This is a genomic window from Bacillus cereus group sp. MYBKT111-2, from assembly GCF_051915205.1.
GTDB classification, from domain to species: domain Bacteria; phylum Bacillota; class Bacilli; order Bacillales; family Bacillaceae_G; genus Bacillus_A; species Bacillus_A paranthracis.
Genome location: NZ_JBQAEG010000004.1, coordinates 298,168 through 319,047 on the forward strand (window position 1 = coordinate 298,168; position 20,880 = coordinate 319,047).

Genomic DNA, 20,880 nt, shown 5'->3' on the forward strand with positions numbered 1-20,880 from the left:
TTAAAATAATAAGCCTACGATTGTTGCTGATAAGAAGCTTACTAATGTTGCACCGAAAAGTAATTTCAAACCAAATCTTGCGACTACATTCCCTTGCTTTTCATTTAAGCTCTTAACTGCCCCTGCAATAATTCCAATTGAAGAGAAGTTTGCAAATGAAACTAAGAATACAGATATAATCGCTGTCGTTCTATCTGAGAAATTAAAGTTTCCTTGTGCTAAATCTGTCATAGCGACAAATTCATTTGATACTAATTTTGTTGCCATAATATTTCCGGCATTAACTGCTTCATGCCAAGGTACACCCATAATAAATGCAAATGGTGCAAATGCATAACCGAGAATTTCTTGGAATGAAATACCGATTACACCTTTAAATACTGCATTAATGAATGCGATAAGAGCAACGAAACCAATTAACATAGCTGCTACTGTAATCGCAACTTTAAATCCATCAATAATGTATTCCCCTAATACTTCAAAGAAAGTCTTTTTTTCTTCTTCTTGTACTTCTAACATATCTTCTTCATCAGTAACTTCATAAGGATTAATAATAGAAGCAATAATAAAGCCCCCGAATAAGTTAAGCACTAAAGCGGTTACAACATATTGGGGTTTTAATAACACCATATACGATCCAACGATAGACATGGAAACGGTAGACATTGCAGATGCACATAATGTGTACATTCTTTTCTCTGGCAATAATCCTAATTGTTTCTTAACTGAAATAAACACTTCAGATTGTCCTAAAATCGCAGAAGCAACAGCGTTATATGATTCTAGTTTCCCCATTCCATTTACTTTACTTAATGCTAGACCGATAGATTTCACAATAATAGGTAACACTTTAATATGTTGCAAAATACCGATTAAAGCTGATATAAATACGATTGGCATTAATACACTTAAAAAGAATGAAAACTCTTTTTGATTTACTAATCCACCAAATACGAAATTTACACCGTCAGCGGCATATTTTAATAGCTCTCCAAAACCATCTGCTATTCCGCTAATTAATATATTCCCTACACTTGTATTTAATAATAGAAACCCCAAAATGAATTGTAATATAACCATCGTTATGATTGGACGATATTTGACTTTCTTTCTATCATTACTAGCAAGCCAAGCGATACCTAAAATCAATACGAGGCCAAAAACACCGATTAAGTATTTCATAAGCCGTCTCCTCCCGTGTTCGTATCCGCTTACATTTCTTTCAATTGTTAAAGCAATAGATACACTTTACTTTGTGTATCTATTGCCCTTGACTTCACTAATGATTAGTAGTTATCTGTAGCACCTTTTGCATCATTTAATACGATTGCAACACTAGCACTTGCTCCAATACGAGAAGCTCCAGCAGCTACCATTTTGTCTGCATCTTCACGTGTACGAACACCACCAGATGCTTTTACACCAACGTTTGGTCCTACTGTTTTACGCATTAATGCGATATCTTCAGCAGTTGCTCCGCCAGTTGAGAATCCAGTTGAAGTTTTTACGAAGTCAGCACCAGCTTTTACTGATAATTCACAAGCGCGTACTTTCTCTTCATCTGTTAATAGACAAGTTTCAATGATTACTTTTACAAGAGCTTTTCCTTTTGCTGCTTGTACTACTTCATAAATGTCTTTTTCAACAAGTTCGTCGTCGCCATCTTTTAAAGCGCCTACGTTGATTACCATGTCAACTTCAGTTGCACCTTTTGCGATAGCATCTTTTGTTTCAAATGCTTTTGTTTCAGTCGTGCTTGCTCCTAATGGGAAACCGATTACAGTACAAACATCTACATCATGTCCAGCTAGTTCTTCAGCAGCTAGCTTTACCCATGTTGGGTTAATACAAACAGAAGCGAATTTATATTCCTTTGCTTCTTCGATTACTTTCATAACATCTTCTTTTGTAGCATTAGCTTTTAAAATTGTATGGTCAATTAACTTTGCAATATTCATTATCTTCACTCCTCATATCTTTTAACAACTTCATTCTAACTCTTAGTTGAACAAATGTAAATATACTTTTGAAATTTTGTTCATTCTTTTTAAAAAGGAATTTCCTTCTAGTAAATAAAGCGCATTCTAACTAAGAAATACTTCATATATAAATTCAAATTTTTTATATTAACAATGGTAGTATGTATCTCAATATCCATAATTATTTTAAAAAAGGCAATTTGTATTCAAAAATAATCCCATAATTCATACATAACAAAATAAAAGGCTTTCTCAAAATGAATATCTTGAGAAAGCCTTTTATTTCTAATCTTCTTTTTGATAATGTAACAATTCTTTCGCCGTATGCTGATCGATAATTAATACATTTGCATATCCGCCACGTAACGCACCATCAATTGCTTTTATTTTTCTATTACCACCTGCAACTAAAATAGAGCGTTTCTTTAATTTTAGTTCTTCTAACTCAATTCCGATGGTTCGCTTATTAATTTCTTCACTACTAATATTTCCGTCTCCATTAAAGAAACGTGAACAAATGTCACCGACCGATTGTTTTTTGAGTAAACTCGTTTCATCCTTATCGAAATAACCTAATCGGAATAATAGCGCTTCGTCTCGCACTGTTCCTACAGTGAAAATTGCAATATTCGCTTGTTTCCCCATTTCGATAATGTGATGAATATGTCGATCCTGCTCTACTAATTCTTTTGTCACTGCATTATCAAATATAACTGGAAGAGGTAGATTTCTTGGCGTCGTTTGAAAAGCATCTGCAAATAATGCAATGGTTTCATTTGCATATGTATTTACACTCGAATGGCTAATACCACCTTTTAGCTGGACAACTTCTACACCTTTTACATGTTGTGGTACGATTTTTCTAGCGATTTCATACATCGTCATTCCCCAGCTTACACCAACGATATCACCGTTTTTAACCGTCTTTTCCATATACTCAGCTGCATATTTACTTATATACTCTGTAATCGTTGCATATTCTGGCACTGGGGAAAATACAACATGTGCTTCTAACAAGTTATATTTTTCTTTCAGTAAATTGCCGACATTATCTAAATCAGCAAATGGATCGGCTATACTAATTTGAACAAATCCTTTTTCTTTCGCGTACTTTAATAGTCTAGAAATTGTCGGTCTTGAAATATTTAATTTGTTAGCAATTTCTTGCTGACTATAATCTGATTGATAATATAATCTTGCAACTTCAACACTTAATTGTTGTTTATCTTTATCCATAGTAACTCAATACAAATCCTTTCCTGTATTTCCTTTTCGTTACAAGCATTATACAGCTTTATGCAAGAAATTTCGACTACTGAATTTTATATACCTGAACTTCTACTCCGCTTAGTATATACAATGAAATTTAATCAATGGGGAGTTTGTCCCTCCCCTACTGATTATCATCCCTCACAAATTAGGCGTTTACGGGCGACTTGTCTCCCATAATGTAGAATCTTTTTATTAAGCAAACAGGTCGGATTATTAAGAAACTCATTTTTAAAACTCAAATTAGTATGTAAGTGTGAAATAGTATTAGAATAAATAAGAGAAATAACCACTATTGATTATTTCTCTTTTCATATACATATTTATTTTTGGAAAAATAATCTAACCCCAAATACTAATAATACTGCGCCCGTAATACCCTCCATTATACGGTTCACTCGTTCTTTTCTTAAAAAAGTTCTTAATTGACGTATTAGCGAGATATAAAACAAATACCATATTGCGGTCAAAGTCGTAAATGTGACTCCTAATAAAAGAAATTGGAAGAAATGATTTTGATTACTTACAATAAATTGAGGTAAAAAACTAAGGAAGAACACAGCAGTTTTTGGATTTAAAATTGCCGTAGTAAATCCTTGTCTAAAGCTTTTAATTGCCCCAATATTCTTAGAGTCCATTTCTATTGGACCTGACACATCTTCTTTTTTATGTAAGGCACTTTTAATTGACTTTACAGCTAAGTAAATTAAATAAAAAGCCCCAGCACATTTTATAAATGTAAATAACATAGCAAATTTCATTAGAATAGCAGAGAGTCCTAACGTAGCCATTATTGTATGAATCATCATTCCAGATATCGTTCCTAAAACTGTCTTTATCCCACCACTTTTACCATGCGAGATAGTATTTTTTGTAACTAGTGCAAAACCAGGACCAGGCATCATTATGATTAACATTGCTGTAAGGATAAATAATAGATAATTTTCCATGTTCTAGTATTTCCTTTCCAATTTTTAGTTTTGCTTACAGTATAGCTTTTTTCATTAAAACATTAAATATAAAAGACTTGATCAGAAATTTATATATCAAATTACAAGTCCACCTCTCACAAAAACAGGATAAAAAAATAAACAGCAGAACTAGTCCACTGTTTACTTCGCTACGCCTTCATGTAATTTTTCTGTATAATCTTTTACGTCTTTCCAGCTATCTTTTGCTGTATGTAAATCTTCTTTTATAAACGTAAACTCTTCAGGAGTAATTCCTTTTACGTTTTGTAATAAGTTATTATATTTTGCCCCTACTGTATACCATTGATTTGATATGTTTTGCAGTGCTGTAATTGCTGCATCAATCGTTTCAGTCATATTTGTTGTTTTATTTTTTACATCTGTCAAAATTGCGACTTCTGCTTGCGCTCCAGAAATTCTATCTTTTAAATTAGCGATTTCTCGTTCTGCATTTGCGATATCTTTTTTCGCAACCGCAATCATCGGTCCGCCAGCAAGACATGTTATTAGAGCTACGCAAAGTACGCCACCAGCAATAACCATATCATTACTCTTTTTAATCGAATCGTTATATGTATTTATTTGTTGCTCTAGAGCTGGAATACCTGCATTCGTACTTGCCAATATCGCTGTTAACTGATTTGTATCCTCTTTGAAACTATTTGTATCTTTCGCCATTCTATCGCGAAAAGCTTTCAAATTTCCTAATAATCCATCTACCTCATTTTGATTCTTTACAATATCCGCATACAACTTTTCTAAATCCGCTTTTAATTTTCCGCTATCCTTTTGATCAATCGCTATTAACATGTCATTATAATACGATTGAAAAGTATTATTGTAATTAATAATATTTTGATCCGTTTTCATAATTTGAGGCTTCATATTATTTAACCAATATGCCGCATTAATTTTTGCATCTCTTTGATGCTGAATCATATTCCCTTTAAATTCACTATTAATCGAACTTATTTTACTTAAATCCGTCTCTTGTTGATTTTGAATTAATTTTGCATATGAATCCATTGCAAACATGCTTGATGTCGTTTGTGCCATTACATCTTGGAATCCAGCTGGTCCAAGAGAATAGTTTTTCACATTTTCTTGTAGCACCTTTACATTTTGTTCTGCTGCAAAAGGATGTAAAGGAAATGCATTACTCATTGCCACCCCAGCAATCATTAACGTTAAAAGACATTTTTTATAAAATCGTTTCTGCATATTTTCCACCTATTCTCTTTATAAGGATATCAAAAGCTCCTGCTCACAACTGAACAGGAGCTTCAAATCATTCATCAACACTTAACGCTCTAACGATTCGTATTCGATTATGCTTTTTTTGTGTCTACTACTTTAATGTCTTCAGCATAAATCTTTTCTGCATAGTCTTTAATGTTTTTCCAGCTATCTTTCGCAATGTTTAAATCTTCTTTAATAAAAACAAGGTCATTCGGACTAATTGAATCTACATTTTGAAGTAAAGAATTGTATTTTGACCCCATTGTGTACCATTGGTTTGAAATGTTTTGCAACGCTGTAATTGCAGTATCAATTGTATTTGTTAAATACTCCGTTTGTGTTTTAATGTTTGTTAATCCTGCTACCTCTAATTGAGCAGTTGTAACTTGTCCTGTTATTTTTTGAATTTCAGCTTGTGCATTATCAAGCTCCTTTTTTGCTAATACGATTCCAGCTGTACCACCGCCTACAGCTGCTGTACCACCTGCAATTAACGCCACTCCTAACGGCGTTCCTGCACCTGTAGCAATAACTACTGCACCACCGATAATTGCAATTGGCCCTAGAGCTGTCGCAACTGATGAACCGATAATAATTGCATTATATTTACTAATTGCTTCATTGTACGTTGTAATTTGATTTTGCAATAGCGGAATTCCAGCGTCTTGACTAGCTAAAATAGATGTAATTTGATTTGCATCACCCTTAAAGTTTTGCGTATCCGACGTCATTTTATTTCGGAATTTCTTTAAGTCTTCTACTAACTGATCTACTTGCGCTTTATTTTCATTAATACTACTTGATAATCTAGTTAACCCTTTCGTAAGCGTCGCTTTATCTTTTGCATCAACCGCAGCAACTAAAGTATCATAATAGTTTTGGAATTTCGTATTGTAATTAATGATATTTTGATTTGTTGAAATAAGCTGTGGCTTCAATACATCTAACCATTGCTTCGCATTTCCTCTAGCTGTATCCTGGTGCTGAATCACTTTTCCTTTTAAAGCAGCATCAACAGACGATACATTTCCAAAGTTAACATTACCTTGTTTAATAATTGTTAAAGCGTACAGATCCATTACTAAAGCGTTTGAACCTGTTCTTTCCATTGCATCTTTTAGGCCTTCTGGTCCTAATGAGTATTCCTCATAGTCATTATAAGCTTTTGCTACCGCATGAACTGGAGCTTGTTTCACTGTACTTTCAGCTGCATACGTATGAGCTGGCATCATGTTTCCTGCTGCAAATACTGCCATAAGTGCTGATAGAGCCATTACTTTATAAGGTTTTTTTGTCATTTTTCTTCTCTCCCTATATCGTTACTTATTTTTAATGTACTTCAACGTTTGTAACGTAATCTTCAAATTGATTCGTTTGTTTATTCATTTCATCACTTACTTTTTTAATTTGGTTGAAATGTTTTTGTAGTAAACTACTATCTGTATATGTGCCTTCTTCAACATTTTTTTGAATTTGGATCATATTATTGTTTAAAACTTTCCAATCCGTTAACAACGTTTCTAAAGTTGTAATTTGACGATCAATTAGTTCTGTAAAGCTACTTACTTGATCTTCAACGAATGTAATTTGTGTTGCCTCTGCTTCAGTTTGTGATAACTTTTGAATAAGTGGTAGTAGCTCTTTTTGCTTTTGCTGAATGCGAAGAGCTGCTTCCCTCGTTTGACTATCGGCAGCATTTACAATTTCATTACTTAAAGTACCGATAGAAACGAAATCAATTGTTTTCGTTTGTGCAGTTTGATTTGTAATTGTAAATACTTGTTTACCGATATTAATAGAACCTTTAATAATTTCTTGAGGTCTATTCAATATAGTCGTTAGTTCAGCTTGAATTTCCCCTTGAATTCTTTTAATATCTTCTCTTAACTTCACAATATCTCCACTTGATCCTTGTAGTGTTTTTATTGCTTCATCAGCCTTTATGGATAAGTTATTACTATCTTTGTCTAATACTGTTTTAAATCGATTTAGTTCTAATAAATCTTGCTCCATACTCTCTTGGATGCTTTGTACTTGCAATTGTAATTTTCCATATGCGCCTGTAAAATCGGCTTTTGCCTGTTCATTTTCATTTACGTTTTCTGCTAGTTCATAGAGCTTACTATAATAGCTATTAAATCTAGTACTATACCTCATCATCTCTTGATTTAAGTCGATTAACTTCGGATTATATTCATCAATCCACTCTCTTACATTTGCCTTTGCAAATTTTTGATGATTCGTCAAACTACTCATCGCGTTCACCTTAATGTCTGGCTGTTGTAAAATAACTAATCCATATGCTTGTATAAGTGGTGATTGTGATCCTAACATTCTAATTGAATTCGATAATGTATTTGGAGCAATTACATTTTGTGCATATACTGTTTTCACTTCTGTTTGCCCCTCCTTAGCGTAAGCGCTTACAGGAATAAAACAACTCGTAGATACTGCTGTAACCAATAACCCTGTAATTAAAGTCTTTTTCACTTTAACTCCTCCTATGTATTAGTAACTATTACTATCGCATTTTATTATTCTATTTTCTTGCACATAGTTTGAGATGGTTAAAATAGAGAACGTTCTCACCGCGATTCACACACGAACCATCTCTCCCAAATTTTATTGCTACAGTACTTACTTATCGTTATAAAACTTTTCATATGTGGTTAGTATGAATAACATTGCATAAATTTTCTATTTCATCTTATTTCCCACATTGATACAGTGAATATATTACATAAAAATATTATTCATTTTAAACTAATTCACATACACAAATATGAAATTCCGTTTTGCTTTCATATAAATTTTGTACTGTAAGGTCATTTAAACACAGCTATTTATATAACGTAAAGAAGTATTTTTATTCCCTTTATTTTCAAGCTTTCATGTCTTTATTTTAAAATATAATCCACTTTACTTTTTCAATTGAAATATCCATATATCACAACAAAAACCTCTACTTACTCACAGATGTAAAAATTATATCAATATATCTTTCAGATTCATATGCAATTATGCATAGCGTATACACAAAAAGGATAGCTTCACTTTCGTAAAGCTATCCTTAAAAAACCTTCTTATTTTTTCAAATGATATGGTACTGTTGTAATAACAACATTTCTTTTATAGAGTAAATACGCACGAATGAGTAAACTAGACTGATTATGAAGAATGTTATGCCAACCTTTTTTCGGAATGAATTGTGGTATAACGACCGTAACTCGGTAATTTGATTCACTCGCTTTATACTGTACTGTATCAATGAACTTTGTTAGCGGTTGAATAATACTTCTATAATGAGAATGTAAAGTAACAAGCCTTACTTCAGGTTGCCACTTCTTCCATTTCTCTTCAAATTTCTTTTCCTCTTCCCTGTCAAAAGCGACATATACAGCAATAACTTGATCTGCTGAAAGAGACTTTGCATAGTTCAATGAGTTTTCTACCACATGTGTCATACCAGCTACTGGAACGACAATTACATTTCCTTCAATCGGAACAATCCGTTCACAAGTTTTTAAACTTAGTTGGTCTCCTACTGCATCATAATGCTTCTTAATTCGGTGGAATAAGAAGATAATTACAGGTAAGAAAATAAGGATTGACCAAACTTGTGCAAATTTAGTTAAAAAGAACATACTCATTACGATAAAACTAATGACTGCACCAATTAAATTGACCGTTAATCGTAAAGCCCATCCTTCCGGTTTTTCACGAAGCCATTTTAATACCATACCACTTTGAGAAAGGGTAAATGGAATAAATACACCTACTGCATATAACGGAATTAAATGCTCTGTTTGCCCTTGGAAAGCTACAATTAAAATAATCGATGCGATTCCAAGTATAATAATTCCATTTGAGTAACCTAGGCGGTCTCCTCTAATCGTAAACATTCTTGGTATAAACTTATCTTTTGCAAGGTTTACTGCTAATAACGGAAACGCAGAATATCCTGTGTTAGCAGCAAGGATTAATATTAAAGCTGTTGTACCTTGTATGAAATAGTACATGAAATTACGTCCAAATGTTTGTTCAGCAATTTGTGAAACAACTGTTACTTCTTTACTTGGAGAAATTCCGTAATAATAAGCTAAGAACACAATTCCTGAAAATAAAACTGCAAGTAATGCACCCATTGCAAGCAATGTTTTCGCTGCATTGTTTGGCGCAGGATCTTTAAAGTTCGGAATTGCATTTGAAATTGCTTCAACACCTGTTAAAGCAGAACTACCTGATGCAAATGCTCTTAGTAATAAAAATAAACTAATCCCTGCAACTGGTGTTCCAATCGGCGTGTGTAAAGCCTGCGAAACGTGCCCCGTTAAAATATTGTATATCCCTACACCAATTAATATAAATAGTGCCAAAACGAATAAATAAACAGGATATGCTAAAACGGAAGCTGATTCCGTTACACCTCTTAAATTTAAGATGGTAATAAATATAACAAATATAATCGCAATGATTACATTATGTGCATGTAAACTAGGAAAAGCAGATGTGAGCGCATCTGTACCTGCAGACACACTTACTGCAACAGTTAAAATATAGTCAACTAATAAAGATCCTCCAGCAATTAAGCCTGGATTCATTCCTAAATTTTCTTTTGATACAACATACGCGCCCCCGCCATGCGGATAAGCAAAAATAATTTGACGATAAGATAAAATAAGGGCCGTCAATAATACTAATACCCCAACAGCGATCGGAATGGAATACCAATAAGCTATTGCTCCAACACCTGCTAACGCAATTAAAATTTGCTCTGGACCGTAAGCAACTGATGACAATGCGTCAGAAGATAAAATAGCTAAAGCTTTCGTTTTATTAAGCTTCTGTTCTCCAAGCTCTGTTGATTTTAACGGTCTTCCAATTAAAAATCTTTTAATAGATGAAACCACTGCTGTCCACTCTCCAATAATTTTGTACGAACTTTTCTGCTAGTTATAGCGGATAAACGATTTCTTCAGAAAACAAAAAATGTCTACAAGCCATAACGAAATAGACTTGTAGACATTATTTTTTTTGTCGCACAAGCTCCACCTTCCTTCTCAATATAACGCTTACGAGGTTAGCTGTCGGATTCGGGCCTATGAGTAGCCCTACCTTTTTCAAGGATTCACCCCATTGGATTAAGAACTAATCCATAAGAACGGGTCCCCCGTACCATGCGGTTTCAGCGATTTAGAAAATTGAAACTGTGGATTATAATACTCCTTTATTTTCAAAATGTAAACAAAAATTTTTAAAAAGAAAAAATTAAAATGATTGCGCATAATCCGCTGGTAAATATACATAATGAATACTAAAAAATCAATAAAGGAGATCTATATGTCTAAAGAAAAGAAGCCTATTTTTTCCGATTCCTATTTAGATGCATTAGCAAATGAAATTAATCAGTTATATGGGAAACGTGAACAGGAAATAAATTTGACAGATAGAACGAAAAGAAACAAATAATTTGTCATAAAAAAAGAAAGCAATATACTTATATATTGCTTTCTTTTTTATTTTTTCATACATCCAATTCTATTGCTGATCTGTTAAAGGTCATTTCTTCATACACTTTCAAATTTTGATATACTGCTCTTAACAATGGTGCTTCTATAGAAAATTGTTCCGCTACATTTAGTAAGTATCCTTGTAAGTGCTTCCCTTCAATAGACGAACCTTTTTCCATATCACGCTGCATCGATGACTTCATATCATACGAAATTTTATCAATCGTTTTCATATGTTCCTCGGTAATATCATCCTTAACTGGTGCCCCAATATATCTCATAATTTGCACACATTCTTCAAATAAGTTTCGGATAAAATCGTGTCCACCTTCACTTTCACGGATTGGTCCTATTGGGGCACGCATTAATGTTGTCACACCTGACATTACAGTAATAAATAAATATTTATGCCACATATCTTGTGTAATACTTTCACTTAAAACAAAACTAGATTTCGTACCTGCAAATGCTTTAGCAATATGCTTTATTCTCTCTGAATCTTGAGACTTCATTTCTCCAAACATAAGTCTATTTGCAGCGCTAGTTTGTACAATTTCTCCTTGATCGTTTAACGTCGTCTCGATAAAGCATAAACCACCAATTACTTTTTCCTCACCGAATTCCTTTTGTAATAGCGATACATGAGCAATACCATTTAGCAACGGAATGATTACAGTACTTTCACCTACAAACGGCTTCAAATCTTGAATTGCCTCGTTTAAGTGATACGCTTTTGTTGAAAATAGAATCACATCAAATGGAGCAGTTTGATCTTCTTTCGTTATTAATTTCGGTTGAAAGGAAAAATCCCCATTAACACTGCGGATTACAAGTCCTCTTTCCTCCAATTGTTTTTTCCTTTTACTGCGAACAAGAAACGTAACCTCTTCTCCCTTTTCTACTAAGCGACCTCCAAAAAAGCCTCCAACGCCACCAGCTCCTAATACTAAAATACGCATACAACATCCCCCTTTTCAAAATACAATTTTATAACATTCAGTATACATAACATTATACATATCCCCTACTAAATAAGCTGAATTTTCATTCTTAATCAAGTATAAAACAGTGGTTATTTTCAAATGAATTTGGGCATGTTGTTTTTATAGCATATTTGGAAAGGAAACAATGTAAATGGAGGCAATACATACAATCGAGGAAAAAGATGTAACAACAGCTATATTTCAATTTATATTCCCGTTTTCTTTTAAAACTGGATATGAACAAAATATGTTCCCTTTCTTACAGAAAAATGATTTTCACCCTTTTCGACTCGATCATCTTGAAAATGAAAATACATACTACGGAAAGTTTCAAGTTTCACATCAAAATATGGAAGCATACTACCTTTCATTTACCAATAAAATTCTCTTTCCTCACTCAGAGCATCAAAAAGGATTGCAACGCTATTCTAAAGATCTTAACTTAACTGGACATTTAACAACAAATCTTATTTCTGTTCCATTCAACATTCATTCTATTGACGTAACACTTTGTCCTTATGAGCTTGGCTTCTTAACAATTCGGACAGAAGTAGAAACCGCTCCAAACATGACATTATCAGAAGCAATTGAATTTGCGGCCCGTTTCCGTGTACTTGAAACTAAAAATGATACAAACGAGACTATTTGTATTGAATGCAATGGAAAGAAGTATTCCCAAGTGGAAAGATTCATTTTTGGTTATTTATTTCATGGCATAACAGATTTCTTTGAGAAGAAGAGATTAAGAAGTTCTTACTTTCAAACCTTTCCTTTCTTTGAAGATCAGCGAATGTACGTACAAACTTTATTATCTATAAAAGAAGATATGGAACTGAATGAAGTGGATGTTTATCGTACTTCTAGTCTTTCCGGGTTAACAAGTGATGGCAAGGCATATGTGAGTGCAAATAATCTGCCTTATATTCATGATTATTTAAAACAACACGCTTACCAAAGATGGGCTCCGAATCGCTATTTCATAATGGAAGAACATATATTCACATGTGTAACAAATGAAGGGGAACGCGAATTTACTAAACTTGCGAGTCAAATGTATGGGGAGTTTTATTACGCTTTATTATTAAATCTATTTCATAAAATTGTTTTATTGAAAATGGCAAACGCTTATGCTGAATTAAACATTGAACAAGATACAAATGAAATAGAGAAATTAATTTATTCAATCAATTCGTTTACAGCGAATTACTTTTCTTTAGAGCTAGTATCCCAATCACAGAGTGAAGATATTTTCTTCCGCTTAAGAAAGCTTTTTAACATCGAGATACTATACTCGAATGCAAAACAAAATCTTGATAGTTTGTTTAAATATCAAGAAAATGTTGCTTCAAAAAAAGATAGCCTTTTACTATTAATTTTAACGCTCTACTCTGTAGTAGGCCAAATGTTAGGGTTTACTATGATTGATCTGTTAAGAAACACCGATTCAAACAAAATATCATCACCACTTGAATTTTTCGCGCTGTTAATAGCAATTAGCGGCATAGTCATTTCACTTATTTTAGGTGCGCAAAGTTTATACCAATGGAGTCTACAACATAAACGAAGAAAAGCATGGGTAAAACAAACTGTACTTTCTGCTGTGAGAGAGAAAGATGATAAGAAGTAAAGAAGAGTATTTTTACATTGAAGTATGTGGTACGCTACAGTAATTGAAATTTTTATCAGCGATTTTCAAATTATATCGGCGCAACTCGAAATATATCAGCGATTTTCAAATTATATCGGCGCAACTCAAAATATATCAGCGATTATTTAAATATATCGACTTACCGACAAAAAACGCCAAAAAATCAAATATAAAAAAGGCTAATCCAAAAATTTAGATTAGCCTTTTCCCTCTTACTTCCCTGCTTCGATTTTCTCTAATGCAGCAGCTACTTGTTCTTCCGTTAATTCATGTTGTATTACGTAGCGGTTACGTGGGCTTACACGGCATTCGTGAGAACATGCACGTAAATATTTCACCTCGTTTTCTTCAGAACATAAAATTTTCTTGTTACATTCTGGATTTGCACAGTTTACATAGCGCTCACAAGGTTCACCTGTAAAGTGGTCTTTACCAACGATAACATGTTCTTTTTGGTTTACTGGTACAGCGATACGCTCATCGAACACGTAACATTGTCCATCCCAAAGCTCACCTTGTACTTCTGGGTCTTTTCCGTACGTTACAATACCGCCGTGAAGCTGACTTACATCTTCATAGCCTTCACGAACTAACCAACCAGAGAACTTCTCACAACGAATTCCGCCTGTACAGTACGTTAAAATCTTTTTACCTTCAAGTACTTCTTTATTTTCACGAATCCAATCTGGTAATTCACGGAATGATTCGATATCAGGTTTAATCGCACCTTTAAAGTGACCTAAATCAAATTCATAATCATTTCGCGCATCAATGATAACTGTATCTTCTTGTTTCATTGCTTCATAAAAATCTTTTGGCTCTAAATACTTCCCAGTTATTTCGTGTGGATTAATATCATCTTCTAGACGAAGTGTAACTAACTCTGGACGAGGACGCACGTGCATTTTCTTGAATGCATGACCATCAGCTTCATCTATTTTAAATACGATACCGTCAAAACGTGGATCATTGTTCATTGCTTCCATGTATTTCTCTGTTTGTTCTACAGTACCAGAACAAGTTCCGTTAATACCTTCTTTTGCTACAAGAATTCTTCCTTTTAATTCAAGTGAATTACAAAATGCTAAATGCTCTGCCGCGAATTCTTCTGGGTTTTCAATTGTTGTGTACATGTAATATAGTAATACTCTGTATGGTTTTGTAGTTGCCAATGTATTTCTACCACCTATCTAATTTTTAAAATCATGTATAAGTTAACGTTCATATCAAAACATATATAATAAGAAAATGAATCCCATTTCCTTCTCTTTATACTATTTTCTATCAGTTAACAAAAATAAAAAACAAGATTACACACCAAAACACTGTGGTTATGTTGTAATCCCAATATATTATATATCATACAAATGCAATTCCATCAATTAATATGCTGTATTATCGGCTTTATGTTCACATAAATTTCAAAAACAGCCCTTTAATTCATTATGTTTCCCCGCCTCATCACACCATAAACTCCCAATTTTTAATAACACCACACCATTCATTGTATAAAGGCATATAATTTGCACTAAGGAAACATTTGTGTTCAAATAAAAAATATAACCTAGTACATTTAAATGTATTGAAATAAAGAATAAGAATACTTACAATAATTTCATCAAGTTAACATTTCAAAGGGGAAAACTACTATGAATAAAGATATATCAAAAGATGAACATGTCCCTTCTCAAAGTACAACTGTTCAATCAGCGCATTTAGCATTAAGCGGACAAACGAAAGGCTTAAAAAGACTATTACCATTCTTAGGTCCTGCTTTCATCGCTTCAGTCGCTTATATTGATCCTGGCAATTTCGCGACAAATATTGCCGCTGGATCACAATATGGATATTTATTACTCTGGGTAATTCTCGCTTCTAATTTAATGGCTGTATTAATCCAAACTTTATCAGCTAAATTAGGAATCGCTACAGGTAGAAACCTTCCTGAAATTGCTCGAGAAAACTTCCCAAAACCTGTTTCCATCGGCTTATGGATACAAGGTGAACTCGTTATTATGGCGACTGATTTAGCTGAATTTATCGGGGCAGCACTCGGATTGTATTTATTATTTGGAATTCCAATGTTACCAGCTGCTTTAATTACAGCTGCTGGATCATTTATTATTCTTGAATTTCAACGTAGAGGCTTCCGTCCATTAGAAGCGATTATAACAGGAATGATTTTTATCGTTGTTATCGCTTTTGGTGTACAAGTCTTTTATGCAAAACCGGAATTAAGCCCTTTACTTTCAGGACTATTTATTCCAAAATTCCAAGGTGTAGACAGTATATTACTTGCAGCCGGAATTTTAGGTGCGACAGTTATGCCACATGCAATCTATTTACATTCCGCCTTAACGCAGCGCCGCGTAGTCGGAACAAATGATGAACAAAAGAAAAAGATTTTCCGATTCGAATTTATAGATATCATTATCGCAATGGTTATCGCAGGAGCAATTAATGCAAGTATGTTAATTGTTGCTGCTGCACTATTCTTTAAAAACGGCTTGCATGTCGAAGATCTTGATGTCGCTTTTAACCAGTTTAGCAACTTAGTCGGTCCTGTATCAGCTGCTTTATTTGGAATTGGTCTCTTATCAGCAGGACTATCTAGCTCTTCTGTCGGTACAATGTCAGGTGATATTATTATGCAAGGTTTCATTCGAATGCATATTCCGTTATACTTACGCCGATTTATTACAATGATTCCACCATTAGTTATTATCGCTTTAGGTGTAAATCCAACTTACGCTCTAGTCATGAGTCAAGTCGTCTTATCATTCGGTATTGCCTTTGCATTAGTACCACTTATTATGTTTACAAGTAGTAAAAAAATTATGGGTGCACTCGTTAACCACCGCATAACTACCTTTATCGCTTGGATCATTGCTGTACTTGTTATCATTTTAAATATTTTCTTACTGTATCAAACATTTGTAGGGTAATGAAAGAAGAAGGCTGTCTCAAATTTGTGTTGAAGACAGCCTTCTTCTTTTTAAATTATAGATTTTCATCATCCATTTACATGACAGACCGTGCTTTCAACAAATTTTATAAACTCTTCTTCCTCCTCAATAAATGGAAAATGATTACTGTATTCAAATGTCGACATTATCGCATTTGGCATAAGCTCCGCTACTTCCACTGCAAATTCATACGGACACTGTGCATCATAAATTCCAGCGTAAATATGGGCTGGTATATTTACATTCTCTAATTGTAAACGTAAATCAAATGTAGGTAACTCCTTATAAGAAAAATAATCAAGACGCTTTGATACTGTTTTACCGCTGTTCGGTCTAGCAATCATTTCATCATACGCTGATTCATTATATAAAGACATCATTGTCCACTCTTTATTTACGGCACGCCTCTCATCAATTGTAGAAGCTACGTCCCTGAGCACTGCAAATATTTCTCTTAAACGAGAATTTTGATCATTATCTCTACAATAAATACTATTTTTGTGATTCATATACTCAGCTGATGCACATAATCCGCCAGCTATAATTTTTACAAGCCTCTCTGGACACATTATCGCATATTGTAAAGCTAGCATTCCACCTGTTGAATGACCTGCATATGTCCAATCTTTAAAATCCAACGCCTCACGTATCGCTTCTAAATCACGTACTGCATCTACCATTCCCAAATTATATTTGGTGGTGTCATGTGTAGAATTTCCGCATCCTCTTAAGTTTATAAGATACACTGTGTAATGATTCGTAAATGCAGAAGCAAATAAATTACCATTACTATTAAACTCACTGTATAAATGTGTTATACAAAGTGGTTTTCCTTCTCCCTTTTGAAAATACTCAAATTTCCCTCTATCAGTTTCGATATAATATTTCTCCCACATCAGCGTTTCCCCCTAATGTCTTTTTATATATTCTCCTTTTTCCGGCATTATCACACCCTTCTCAGTTCGAAAGTAAAGTGGTAATCCCTCCGAAAGAAATATGCTTACCTTGGATGGATCCTGCCTTTGATGATGAATATGTAAATGTGGCTCACTTGAACTTCCTGAGTTACCGACCTGAGCAAGAAATTCTCCTTCATTTACATGTTGTCCTTCTTTAACTTTAATGGATCCTTGCTTTAAATGGGCAAGAATTAAATATGTCCCTGATTCATCTAGTCGTAAATAAATATGATTACCCGCCATTGATTGAAAATCATCCGATCCAGGATCTACATCTTTTTCATCATTATTGATGGATACAACTGTTCCAGTAGCTGGTGCCATTACTTTCGCTCCATATATTCCATAATCATCCAACTTACTACTTTTCACTTCAGCAGGAGGAATGAGAATATCATATGCCCAGCGCTCATTTGGTTTGATAACGTGATAGTTCGTTTCTAAACGATCACCACCCCAACCTATTAATGCTCGTTCATTTAAAGGAAAGCGCACGACTACTTTAGGGCTCGTAGAATGTACATCTGCCGGGTAAGCAAGTCCGCCTATGTTAGCGAACCATCCTAAGGGCCAAGCTCCAATTATAGAAAAAAGCACAATGAAGAGTAGCGTTCTATCTATTCGCTTTCTGAAAATGCCTTTCCACACAAATAGTAATACTGACCCTATCAAAATAAAGCTTGATATGAAGCTAAAGGCTTGTATACTCCACCAAAAAACGACTGATATAATACCATTAACTAAATAAATTACACTCCAACTTGTAAGTAAAAAAGCAACTAAAATTACCAACACATATTTCTTCCACATGTTATATCCCCACTCTCATATCTTTGTTCTACATGATACGAATTGAAAATTACAACATACGTAAGAAATACTTACGACTTTCTTACATTTCTTTATACTGCGGTAAAACGATAGTAAAAACTGTTTCTTTATCGTTACTGCGCACAGCGATATCCCCTTTATGAAGCTCTGCTATACTTCTCGCAATTGCAAGTCCCATTCCTTTTCCACCTGTATGAGAGCTGCGTGATTTTTCACCACGATAAAACTTCTCAAAAACATAAGGCAGGTTCTCATCCGGAATACATTGCCCAAAATTTTTAATTTTTATTTCAACATTCATGTCTCTTTTAGAAATTTGAATTACAATCTCCTTTCCGTCTTTCCCGTACATAATACTATTACTAATTACATTTTCGAATAACCTCACCATAAGTGCTACATCCATTTCCACATGTAACTCCTTACCACCTTTCATACAAAAGCTCATATCGGCATCATCTAGTTGTGGTACAAAATCAATCATAATTTGTTCCATTAACGCTTTCATATTTACTACACTTTTATGTAATTCAATCTCTCTATAATTTATTTGACAGTATTCTAATAATTCATCTACTTGATTTTTTAATTCATAACTTTTTCGCTTTAATATGCTTACATACTGTTCACATTCTTCTCCATTTGCATGCAGCTTATTTCCTAATAAGTCCGCATAACCGATTAAAGATGTTACTGGCGTTCGTAAATCATGAGAAATATTACTAATCATTTCATTTTTCATTTCCTGTGATTTTTTTTCATTCTCGATAGACTCTTTTAAGCTTTTCGCCATTCTATTAACATTTGCCGCTAGTTCACCAATCTCATCGCTTTTCGAAATAGGTATATGTATTTCAAAATTACCTTCACTTATTTCTTTCACGTTCTTGTTAATTTGAGACAACCTTTTCATCAGCGTTTTTGTCATGAATGCAAAGTATGTTGTAGTAAAAATCAAAAAAACTATAAAATATAAAAATGAATATTTTTCCTCTAAAACATTAACCTGACTATATATATTTCCAACCAAAATTTGAAACACTATTATACTTACAGTCGCTAACAAGATGCTACATATGAATGCGATAAAAAACTTAGCTCTAATGCCTTGTAATGATTTAATCTTCAATTTTATATCCGACTCCCCAAACATTTTGAATAAACTTCGGTTCTTTTGGATTCTCTTCAATTTTATTTCTTAATCTTGCGATATGAACCATTACTGTATTATTGCTTTCATAAGCCCTTTCTTTCCAAACGCTCTCATATATTTCTTCAATAGTAAATACACGATTCTTTGCAGCTGCCATTAAATACAAAATATCATATTCAGTTTTCGTAAGATTGATTGTTTCTCCATATAACATTACTGTTCTAGACACTTCATCTATTTCTAAACCTCTAATATTTATTTTCTTTTCTATTACTTGGACAGCATTTTGATTGAAATATGTATACCTTCTTAATTGAGCCTTCACTCTTGCAATTAATTCAATTGTACTGAACGGCTTCACAATATAATCATCTGCTCCCGTACTAAATCCAACGACTTTATCTACGTCCGATGATTTTGCACTTAAAAACATAATTGGCAAACTATGTTTCTCTCTAATTCTTCTACACAATTCTATCCCATCCATTTGTGGCATCATAATATCCAAAATAGCAAGTTGAATACTGTTATTATTTATTATTTCTAAAGCCTCTTCTCCGTTATGAGCACTAAAAACTTTAAAACCTTCTTGTATTAAATTCACGTTCATAAATCTAACAATATCTTGATCATCATCTACAATTAAAATTGAATTTTTCTCCATATATAAACCTCTTTTTGAAATATATTCCACAATCAATTTTATCACAAATCAAAACTATACTCCCCTCTTGAATAATCTTTATTTTCAGACTAGATTATATAATAACAATACATTCTAGTTTCAAAAGAAATGGAGTGAAAGTATGTTTCCTATATTGAAAACTGAACGACTCATTTTACGAGAACTTACCGAAGAAGATGCACCAGGTATACTACAATGCTTCTCTAATACTGACGTACTGCGCTATTATGGCCAAAAACCGTTACAAGATATTGATCAAGTGAAACAAATTATTCATAATTTTAAACTGAGTTACAATGCAAGAAGCGGTATAAAATGGGGAATCGAATTAAAAGACAAGAAAGAACTCATCGGTACCATTGGTTTTCACGATTGGTCTTCTGAGCATAAACGAGCCAATATAAGTTATGCCTTTTTGCCTGAACACTGGGGACAAGGATATGCGACTGAAGCTGTTTCTGAGGTTATATCATACGGTTTCCATACGATTCATTTAAAGCGGATCGGAGCAATTGTATTTCTTGAAAATGAAGCTTCCAATAAAGTACTATTAAAATTAGGCTTTGAAAAAGAAGGCGTTCTAAAAAATTATATGTATCAAGATGACATTCCCTATGATACGAATTTTTATTCTTTATTAAAATCGTTTTAATAGAATACATGTGTAAAAAAACCTTACTTCAAAAA

Annotated in this window: 18 protein-coding genes and 1 riboswitch; of the genes, 4 read left to right on the plus strand and 14 right to left on the minus strand. The window is 33.5% G+C overall.

The window, feature by feature from the left end:
* The 8 genes from ACTFNE_RS13810 to ACTFNE_RS13845 all read right to left on the minus strand — a co-directional run bounded on the left by ACTFNE_RS13810 (position 1) and on the right by ACTFNE_RS13845 (position 10,368).
* Positions 1–1,182, minus strand: coding sequence for a NupC/NupG family nucleoside CNT transporter (locus ACTFNE_RS13810; protein ID WP_000876184.1), 1,182 nt, complete (start codon positions 1,180–1,182; stop codon positions 1–3).
* A 104-nt stretch (positions 1,183–1,286) separates the two neighbouring features.
* Positions 1,287–1,958, minus strand: a complete 672-nt coding sequence (gene deoC / locus ACTFNE_RS13815) for a deoxyribose-phosphate aldolase (RefSeq protein ID WP_001017431.1) — start codon at positions 1,956–1,958, stop codon at positions 1,287–1,289.
* 306 nt (positions 1,959–2,264) lie between these two features.
* Positions 2,265–3,215 (minus strand): sugar-binding transcriptional regulator, encoded by a 951-nt coding sequence (locus ACTFNE_RS13820; protein ID WP_270704746.1) that lies wholly within the window; start codon positions 3,213–3,215, stop codon positions 2,265–2,267.
* A gap of 356 nt (positions 3,216–3,571) precedes the next feature.
* Positions 3,572–4,198, minus strand: coding sequence for a LysE family translocator (locus ACTFNE_RS13825; RefSeq protein WP_270704747.1), 627 nt, complete (start codon positions 4,196–4,198; stop codon positions 3,572–3,574).
* A 162-nt stretch (positions 4,199–4,360) separates the two neighbouring features.
* The gene (gene nheC, locus ACTFNE_RS13830; RefSeq protein WP_046197678.1) at positions 4,361–5,440 is read right to left on the minus strand and encodes a non-hemolytic enterotoxin NHE subunit C; all 1,080 of its coding nucleotides are present in this window, start codon (positions 5,438–5,440) and stop codon (positions 4,361–4,363) included.
* 107 nt (positions 5,441–5,547) lie between these two features.
* Positions 5,548–6,756, minus strand: coding sequence for a non-hemolytic enterotoxin NHE subunit B (gene nheB / locus ACTFNE_RS13835; protein ID WP_000162993.1), 1,209 nt, complete (start codon positions 6,754–6,756; stop codon positions 5,548–5,550).
* Between the two features lie 31 nt (positions 6,757–6,787).
* Positions 6,788–7,948 (minus strand): non-hemolytic enterotoxin NHE subunit A, encoded by a 1,161-nt coding sequence (gene nheA, locus ACTFNE_RS13840; RefSeq protein ID WP_000751840.1) that lies wholly within the window; start codon positions 7,946–7,948, stop codon positions 6,788–6,790.
* Between the two features lie 593 nt (positions 7,949–8,541).
* Positions 8,542–10,368 carry an APC family permease gene (locus ACTFNE_RS13845; protein ID WP_000254902.1) on the minus strand — a complete coding sequence of 609 codons (1,827 nt, stop codon included), beginning with the start codon at positions 10,366–10,368 and terminating at the stop codon, positions 8,542–8,544.
* A 144-nt stretch (positions 10,369–10,512) separates the two neighbouring features.
* Positions 10,513–10,659: riboswitch (cyclic di-AMP (ydaO/yuaA leader) on the minus strand.
* 139 nt (positions 10,660–10,798) lie between these two features.
* On the opposite strand from ACTFNE_RS13845, the gene ACTFNE_RS13850 reads away from it, so the two are divergent.
* Positions 10,799–10,927, plus strand: coding sequence for a hypothetical protein (locus ACTFNE_RS13850; RefSeq protein ID WP_000031869.1), 129 nt, complete (start codon positions 10,799–10,801; stop codon positions 10,925–10,927).
* Positions 10,928–10,982: 55 nt separating this feature from the next.
* Here the strand turns inward: ACTFNE_RS13850 and panE are convergent, their stop codons facing one another.
* Positions 10,983–11,927, minus strand: a complete 945-nt coding sequence (gene panE, locus ACTFNE_RS13855) for a 2-dehydropantoate 2-reductase (protein ID WP_046197679.1) — start codon at positions 11,925–11,927, stop codon at positions 10,983–10,985.
* Positions 11,928–12,102: 175 nt separating this feature from the next.
* Between panE and ACTFNE_RS13860 the strand changes: the two genes are divergently transcribed.
* Entirely contained in the window at positions 12,103–13,578 is a 1,476-nt protein-coding gene (locus ACTFNE_RS13860) for a hypothetical protein (protein ID WP_046197680.1), read from the plus strand.
* A gap of 233 nt (positions 13,579–13,811) precedes the next feature.
* On the opposite strand, the gene trhO is transcribed toward ACTFNE_RS13860, so the two are convergent.
* Entirely contained in the window at positions 13,812–14,771 is a 960-nt protein-coding gene (gene trhO / locus ACTFNE_RS13865) for an oxygen-dependent tRNA uridine(34) hydroxylase TrhO (protein ID WP_046197681.1), read from the minus strand.
* A 477-nt stretch (positions 14,772–15,248) separates the two neighbouring features.
* Between trhO and ACTFNE_RS13870 the strand changes: the two genes are divergently transcribed.
* On the plus strand, positions 15,249–16,544 hold the full coding sequence (locus ACTFNE_RS13870; protein ID WP_074542865.1) for an Nramp family divalent metal transporter: 1,296 nt from the start codon (positions 15,249–15,251) through the stop codon (positions 16,542–16,544).
* A 68-nt stretch (positions 16,545–16,612) separates the two neighbouring features.
* On the opposite strand, the gene ACTFNE_RS13875 is transcribed toward ACTFNE_RS13870, so the two are convergent.
* The 4 genes from ACTFNE_RS13875 to ACTFNE_RS13890 all read right to left on the minus strand — a co-directional run bounded on the left by ACTFNE_RS13875 (position 16,613) and on the right by ACTFNE_RS13890 (position 20,172).
* Positions 16,613–17,461: an alpha/beta fold hydrolase gene (locus ACTFNE_RS13875; RefSeq protein ID WP_270704748.1), complete on the minus strand. Its 849-nt coding sequence runs from the start codon at positions 17,459–17,461 to the stop codon at positions 16,613–16,615.
* A gap of 12 nt (positions 17,462–17,473) precedes the next feature.
* Entirely contained in the window at positions 17,474–18,334 is an 861-nt protein-coding gene (locus ACTFNE_RS13880) for a M23 family metallopeptidase (RefSeq protein WP_270704749.1), read from the minus strand.
* Positions 18,335–18,416: 82 nt separating this feature from the next.
* Complete coding sequence (locus ACTFNE_RS13885) at positions 18,417–19,484, minus strand: sensor histidine kinase (protein ID WP_270704750.1); 1,068 nt, start codon at positions 19,482–19,484, stop codon at positions 18,417–18,419.
* On the minus strand, positions 19,474–20,172 hold the full coding sequence (locus ACTFNE_RS13890; protein WP_000414532.1) for a response regulator transcription factor: 699 nt from the start codon (positions 20,170–20,172) through the stop codon (positions 19,474–19,476). Before ACTFNE_RS13890 ends, ACTFNE_RS13885 begins: the two co-directional genes overlap by 11 nt.
* 142 nt (positions 20,173–20,314) lie before the next feature.
* On the opposite strand from ACTFNE_RS13890, the gene ACTFNE_RS13895 reads away from it, so the two are divergent.
* Entirely contained in the window at positions 20,315–20,845 is a 531-nt protein-coding gene (locus ACTFNE_RS13895) for a GNAT family N-acetyltransferase (protein WP_046197686.1), read from the plus strand.
* The last annotated feature ends 35 nt before the right edge of the window (positions 20,846–20,880 follow it).